The organism is Streptomyces sp. NPDC044061 (assembly GCF_056434305.1).
In genome coordinates, this window is sequence record NZ_JBWKFL010000100.1 from 1 (window position 1) to 6,379 (window position 6,379).

The window sequence follows — 6,379 nt, forward strand, 5'->3', positions numbered from 1 at the left end:
CCCGCGGAGCGGGTCTCATCGCGCTGCGCGCGATGCAAGCGAACACCCGCGCTGCGCGCGGGTGTTGCGCTTCCGCTCCGCGGAAGCGTGAGCGGCTCGCTGCGCTCCCCGCACAACTCCAGTGCTTCGCGCTGGAGTTGGCGCTCCTTGCGCTGCGCTCCAGGAGCGGGCCACTACGCGGCCGGCCCCGAGCTCCGCTCGGGGCTTGGGACGGTTCTCCGCTGCGCTGCGAACCGCGTGCCTCGCACTGCGTGCGAGGCATCGGGCCACGCTCCGCGCGGCCCGGGCTGGCAGCAGTAAGGGGTGGGCTCCTGTCGTTGAGCCTGGTGCCGCGCCTGATGGCGCTGGCAGAGAGCAGGTCGCGCTGCCAGCGCGACCTGCTGGGATGCCGTGCCGGCCCTCGGCCGTTCCGAGGTCAGTTCTGCTGCTGTTCGGTGCGGCCTTCGAAGTCGCGTCGGATTGCGGCTCCCTGATCCTCGATCAGTCCGGCCTGATCGGGGAGGTCGAGGACCGCGCCGCAGTGGTTGCACAGCTTCCCGTCTTCGGCGGGCGTGCCGCAGGCCTTGCAGAACCGGTTGCCTTGAGTGTTCTCAGTGTTATGGGTCATCGCTCTCCTGGTCGGGGGGCAGTGCGTGCGGAGTACCCGTGGGCTTCGCCCTCATGCGGTGCCCTCGCTGCGCTCCGGTCACCGTGAGACGTTGCGCGTCACGAAAGGCCGGCCCCGCTTCGCAGGGTCGGCCAACGGGTCTGCGGCCTGAGCGGCTACAGGGGCACAGCGGAGGCGGGCTGGGTGGGAGTGCCGACCGGGGGCTAGAAGACCTGTCTGCCGAGGTCCCGGCGCATTGCGATCCGCAACTCCGCCAGCAGCAGCTCCCACCTGTTTCGGGCCTGCACGTAGTCCTCACTGGTGTGGAGCGCTCCTGCCTCCACGAGGTCTCTTAGATCCCGCAGGGACCGAAACGCTGCAGTCGACGCCTCGACGACTTCCCTAGGCGCCACGACCGCGATTTGATAGCGCAGTTCGTAGGCGTTCCCCTCGTGGAACGCCTCAGCAGTCCTGCGGATGCGTTCTTCATCTGGCAGGCCAGTCGGCCTGGCCGCCATCCGCAGCTGGTTCCTCGTCCTGGCGAGAGCGGCCAGGTAATCGCCGTACAGCTGCTGCCGTGCGGCCTGGTCCTTGTCCTCCCGGCCGCGCCTGGTCCGTATCTGATCCGTCGCCAGAGTGGAGGCGATGCCGATGACAGCACCGAGTGACGTGCTGATGATCGGTCCCCAGTCCATGACGGGGATCCTACGAGACCTGGCTCAGTGCATGCAGGGTTCACGGCTAACCGCTGCATCTCAGTGTGATGCAGCATGTAGCATTGGCGTAATTGAGGGACCCCTGGCAGAGAGCCGCATCGTGTGTTGATCTACGAGTATCTCCCGCATGAGCCTGCCCGGCGCGGAGGGATCGTGAGAGCCGCCGGACTCGATCGGCGCCAGGTGGCCGCGCAGGTACGCCAGGCGCAGCAACGCGCCGGGCGCGCTCGAGTGGGTCCTGGAGCCGCATCCCTTGAGTGGCTGCTCATCGGGGAGCTGCGGTGCGTTCAGTGGGAGCGGATCGCCGCTGTCATGGACGGGGAGCAGGTGGCCGTGTACGCGCGTTCGCTCGACTCGCGTGCTGTCCGCTGTGAAGAGCAGCGGTTGCAGCGGCTGATGGCGGACGTGGCCGAGGCCGAGCGGTCGGGTGTCGTGGCTGTGAAGGTCTCGCGGCATCGCGTCTGCCGGATCGGTGCCCGGGCCGTTGCCGGCTGCTCCCGCCCGGGCGTGCCGGGTTCCGTCGCTTATCTGATGGCTGCGCCGGCCGAGGAGGCGGCCGGGCGGGTATGGGCCGTGCACGGTAAGGACGGCGGTCTCTACCAGCGCACCGGGTGCGGTATCGCTTCCGTCGAGCAGGTCCTTCCCGAGTTTGGAGAGCTCTTTTGATTCAGCTCCGAGAACACCAGGTACGGCAGAAGTCGGCTTTCCAGAATTGGGTGGGATTTTCTGCAAGATCTTCGGTGCCGGCGCAGGGGGCGCGGGGGACGATTGTGTCGGCGACCGGGTCGGGGAAGACGATCACGGCGGCCGCATGCGCGCTGGAGAGCTTCCCCGCCGGGCGGGTGCTGGTGACCGTGCCGACCCTGGATCTGCTCGTGCAGACCGCGCAGGCGTGGCGGGCGGTGGGTCACCGCGCTGCGATGGTGGCGGTGTGCTCGCTGGAGAGTGACCCGGTGCTCGACTCGCTGGGCGTGCGCACCACCACGAACCCGATTCAACTCGCGTTGTGGGCCGGGTCCGGGCCCGTGGTCGTGTTCGCCACGTACGCCTCCCTCGTGGACCGTGACGACTTCGACGACCCGACGGGCCAAGGGCGCATGCGGGGGCCGTTGGAGGCTGCTCTGGTGGGCGGGGAGCGGCTGTACGGGCAGCGGATGGCTCCGTTCGACCTCGCGGTCGTCGATGAGGCCCATGGCACCGCGGGTGATCTTGGTCGGTCATGGGCGGCGATCCACGACAACACCCGTATCCCCGCGGATTTTAGGCTCTACTTGACCGCTACCCCGCGGATCCTGGCCCCTCCCAGGCCGCAGCGGGGTAAGGACGGGCGGGAGGTGGAGCTCTGTTCGATGGGGCAGGACTCCCCCACGTTCGGGCCGTGGCTGGCCGAGTTCGCTCTCGCCGAGGCCATCGAGCGGGGCGTCCTCGCCGGGTTCGAGATCGACGTCCTGGAGATCGAGGACCCCGACTACTTTGTCGGCCTGTCCGACGAGGCGCGGCGTGGCCGGCGGCTCGCGCTGCTGCAGGCCGCGCTCCTGGAGCACGCCAGTGCCCGCAACATCAAGACGATGATGACCTTCCACAGCCGGGTGGAGGAGGCCGAGGCCTTCGCCCTCAACCTCCCGCAGACCGCTGCGGACCTGTATGCGGACGAGGTCACCGCCCACGCCCTTGACGAGGCCGCCGACCGGCCGCGCTCCCCTCTCGGTGCCGTGCCCGGGGATGTCGTGGAGGCCGGCCGGCATGTTCCCGCGGACCGGGTGTGGTCGGCGTGGCTGTGCGGGGACCACCTCGTCACCGAACGCCGCGAAACCCTGCGCCAGTTCGCCAACGGCATCGACGCCGCGGGCCGGCGGGTGCACCGGGCGTTCCTCGCCAGCTGCCGCGTCCTCGGGGAAGGGGTTGACATCCGGGGCGAGCGGGGTGTGGAGGCCGTCTGCTTCGCCGACAGCCGTAGCTCCCAGGTCGAGATCGTGCAGAACATCGGCCGGGCCCTGCGCCCCAACCTCGACGGCACCACCAAGACCGCGCGGATCATCGTGCCCGTCTTCCTCCAGCCCGGCGAAGACCCCACCGACATGATCGCCAGCGCCTCCTACACCCCCCTCGTCGCCGTCCTCCAAGGCCTGCGCTCCCACTCCGAACACCTCACCGAACAACTCGCCAACCGCGCCCTCACCCGAGGAACGCGAAAGCCACACGTCCGGCGGGACGCCAACGGACGCATCATCACCGGCACCGGTGCTGGTCCCAGGGCCGGTCAGCAGGAAGGGCGGGAGGCGGGGAGCGGCGGGGCGGAGTCGGAGCTGCTGCAGTTCTCCAGCTCACGCGACCCCGCCACCATCGCCGCCTTCCTGCGCACCCGCGTCTACCGGCCCCAGTCACTGGTCTGGCTCGAGGGCTACCAGGCCCTCCTGCGGTGGCGGGCGGAGAACAACATCACCGGGCTGCATGCCGTGCCCTACGACGTCGAGACCGCGGTCGGGGTGACCAAGGCGTTCCCGCTGGGCAGGTGGGTCCACCAGCAACGCAAAGCGCTACGCAGTGGCGAGCTCGACCCCCACCGCGTCGAGCTGCTCGACGCCCCCGAGGCCGGGATGGTGTGGGAACCCGGCGATCAAGCCTGGGAAACCAAACTCGCCGCCCTCCGCTCCTACCGGCGTGCCACCGGGCACCTCGCGCCGCGGCAGGACGCCATGTGGGACGACCCCGACGGGCGGTCTGTCGCGATCGGACAGCTGATCGCCAACCTCCGCCGCTACGGCGGCCTCGGCAAGGACTCAGATCGGGCGGCGCAGCGCGCAGGGCAGCTGACCGCGATCGACGCCGACTGGAACTGCCCCTGGGCACTGGACTGGCAACGCCACCACCGCGTCCTCGCCGACCTCGCCGCCGACGAACCAAGCGGCCGACTCCCCGACATCACCCCCGGCGTCCTCCACGACAGGGATGATCTGGGGCGGTGGCTCCAACGGCAGAAACAGCCGACCACCTGGGCACAGCTCTCCACCGAGCAGCAGGCACGGCTCTCACAGCTGGGCGTCGAGCCGCTCGCGGTGCCGTCCCCGATCCCCGCCGCGACGAGCGCAACGAAGGGCCCGGGGAAGGCCGGGAGCAAAGCTCAGGCGGCGTTCCAACGGGGACTGGCGGCCCTCACGCAATGGGTCGAGCGGGAAGGCGCACACCGGCCCGTACCCCGCAGCACCGTCATCGAGATCACGATCGACGGCGAACCCGAACCGGTCCCGGTCCGACTCGGCGTATGGATCTCCAACACCCGCGCGCGACGCGACAAACTCAACGCGGAGCAACTCGACGCGCTGCGGGAGCTGGGCATGGAATGGGCTTAGCCGCGCGACACGGCCTTTCCCGCGCGCCCGTTCAGCAAGTCAAGTCGGCATCGGTTCTGGACTCCATGCCGGAAAATGCTCCCAGGCACAGGGGAGGGATTTGGATGACGAACGGCTTCGATGCACGGCTGGCCGAGGTGCTCAGCGCGGCTACGGAGAACATCCGGCGGACGGTGGCTGCGAATGTGATACCGGCGCCCAAGGTGGCACTTCCGACGCCGCTGCTGGAGGGCCTGTCGAAGGCTGTCGCGCCTTTGCAGTCAGTGCTGGAACGCCTGGATGCGATGATGCCGGAGAACTGGCGGGGCCAGCGCCTGGACTACGAGGACTTGGTCCGGCTGATGCTGGAAGGTGTGCCCTTGGCGTGGGTTCCCCCGGGCGATGTGATCCGGCAGCTGCTTGCTGCGGACGGCGTTCGTTCCCGCGCGAAGGTCCTCGATGACTCCCGGACGGAGATCCTCGCCTCCTGCAGCAAGGCCTTGGCCTGCGTCACCGCCGGGCGATTTGCCGCGCAGCGGGTCTTGCTCGAGGAGTGCGTGCGGATGATCGAGAGCGGCATGTTCAGCGGTGGGCAGGCCCTTGCCGCGAATGTCTGGGACACCTTCGTGCGCGGTCTGGCCTTCGCCAACCCGGCGTGGCTCACCGACAATGGCTGGTGGCCCGGCTACGCCAGGATCAAGCAGAGCGTCCCCACGGTCGACGTGGACGACGATGCCACGATTGGCGAGTTCCGCAGAGCAGCTGTCTTCCTGCCTTTCGCCCGGACACTGGAGGATTTCCGGCGACAGCACCCCGTGCCGGAGGGCTTCAACCGGCACGCGACCGCTCACGCTGCCGGCGCCGTCCAGTACACCGCTGCCAACGCCGTGATCGCCCTCATGCTCGCTGTCAGCGTTCTGCGCGAGATCGATGACCAGGGCTACTCCGTGCAGCTGCACGCCTGACAGGGAGCCCTTGAGATGGACGAGCCCATAGAGGCTGTCCCCACGACGTACGCCGGTACCCGCTTCCGGTCCCGCCTCGAAGCTGACTGGGCCGTCACACTCAACGGCCTCGGCATTGCGTGGGAGTACGAGCCCAAGCTGATCACCCTTCCGTCCGGCACCAGGTACGTGCCTGACTTCTGGCTTCCCGAAGTAGGGACATGGCTGGAAGTTAAAGGTCCGAACACGCCACGGCGGGAGAAGGCGACTGAGCTCGGCACCGCCCGTGCCTGCCAGTGCACCGACGCATGCAGGTGCCGGTGGCCCGGCGGCCAACTGGTGCTGCTGGGCTGGCCCTCCCACCGCAGCCCCAACCAGATCGGCTATCGCGGGCGTTACGGTCACGCATGGTGGGCCGCGGCGTACGGGCCGAGCGCCTACCTCACCGAGTGCCCGTCGTGCGCCCGCGCCCACTGGGTCACCCTGCGCAGGCCGTGGCGGTGCCGAGGCTGCCGCGCCAGCCTCGGCCCCACACCACGCTTCTACAGCCCAGCGGAACAGCTGATCCGGTTCGGCGAAGGTGCCTCCCTGGCCTCGACTCGCGTGGACGAGGACATACGGCGGCTCGCGGAGGAAGAGCGACTCGCCGCCGCTGGAGACGACGACATAAGCGACTGGTGACTGCTCCTACCATCTCGGCGCCACGCAGGCGCAGCGGGGGGGGGGGGGGGGGGGGGGGGGGGGGGGGGGGGCTGGGTGGTTTGCGCCCTCGCTGCAGCGCCCCCCATACCGCCCCCCCCCCCC

6 protein-coding genes are annotated in these 6,379 nt (G+C 69.4%); 4 read left to right on the plus strand and 2 right to left on the minus strand.

Annotated features, from left to right (window positions below; translation table 11 throughout):
- Positions 1–415: 415 nt before the first annotated feature.
- Positions 416–607: a double zinc ribbon domain-containing protein gene (locus AC07CM_RS49240; RefSeq protein WP_478883111.1), complete on the minus strand. Its 192-nt coding sequence runs from the start codon at positions 605–607 to the stop codon at positions 416–418.
- Between the two features lie 203 nt (positions 608–810).
- Positions 811–1,281: a hypothetical protein gene (locus AC07CM_RS49245; protein ID WP_478883112.1), complete on the minus strand. Its 471-nt coding sequence runs from the start codon at positions 1,279–1,281 to the stop codon at positions 811–813.
- Between the two features lie 333 nt (positions 1,282–1,614).
- On the opposite strand from AC07CM_RS49245, the gene AC07CM_RS49250 reads away from it, so the two are divergent.
- The 4 genes from AC07CM_RS49250 to AC07CM_RS49265 all read left to right on the plus strand — a co-directional run bounded on the left by AC07CM_RS49250 (position 1,615) and on the right by AC07CM_RS49265 (position 6,256).
- On the plus strand, positions 1,615–1,968 hold the full coding sequence (locus AC07CM_RS49250; protein ID WP_478883113.1) for a hypothetical protein: 354 nt from the start codon (positions 1,615–1,617) through the stop codon (positions 1,966–1,968).
- The gene (locus AC07CM_RS49255) at positions 1,965–4,652 is read left to right on the plus strand and encodes a helicase associated domain-containing protein (protein WP_478883114.1); all 2,688 of its coding nucleotides are present in this window, start codon (positions 1,965–1,967) and stop codon (positions 4,650–4,652) included. Before AC07CM_RS49250 ends, AC07CM_RS49255 begins: the two co-directional genes overlap by 4 nt.
- A gap of 104 nt (positions 4,653–4,756) precedes the next feature.
- A complete protein-coding gene (locus AC07CM_RS49260; RefSeq protein WP_478883115.1) occupies positions 4,757–5,596 on the plus strand; it encodes a hypothetical protein in 840 nt (279 codons plus the stop codon).
- Positions 5,597–5,611: 15 nt separating this feature from the next.
- Entirely contained in the window at positions 5,612–6,256 is a 645-nt protein-coding gene (locus tag AC07CM_RS49265) for a PDDEXK family nuclease (protein WP_478883116.1), read from the plus strand.
- Positions 6,257–6,379: the final 123 nt, after the last annotated feature.

What these genes read in the sequence shown, in the direction of transcription:
- AC07CM_RS49245 (WP_478883112.1), bottom strand. Translation starts at nt 1,281, where the DNA reads ATGGACTGGGGACCGATCATCAGCACGTCACTCGGTGCTGTCATCGGC.
- AC07CM_RS49265 (WP_478883116.1), top strand. Translation starts at nt 5,612, where the DNA reads ATGGACGAGCCCATAGAGGCTGTCCCCACGACGTACGCCGGTACCCGC.
- AC07CM_RS49260 (WP_478883115.1), top strand. Translation starts at nt 4,757, where the DNA reads ATGACGAACGGCTTCGATGCACGGCTGGCCGAGGTGCTCAGCGCGGCT.
- AC07CM_RS49250 (WP_478883113.1), top strand. Translation starts at nt 1,615, where the DNA reads ATGGACGGGGAGCAGGTGGCCGTGTACGCGCGTTCGCTCGACTCGCGT.
- AC07CM_RS49240 (WP_478883111.1), bottom strand. Translation starts at nt 607, where the DNA reads ATGACCCATAACACTGAGAACACTCAAGGCAACCGGTTCTGCAAGGCC.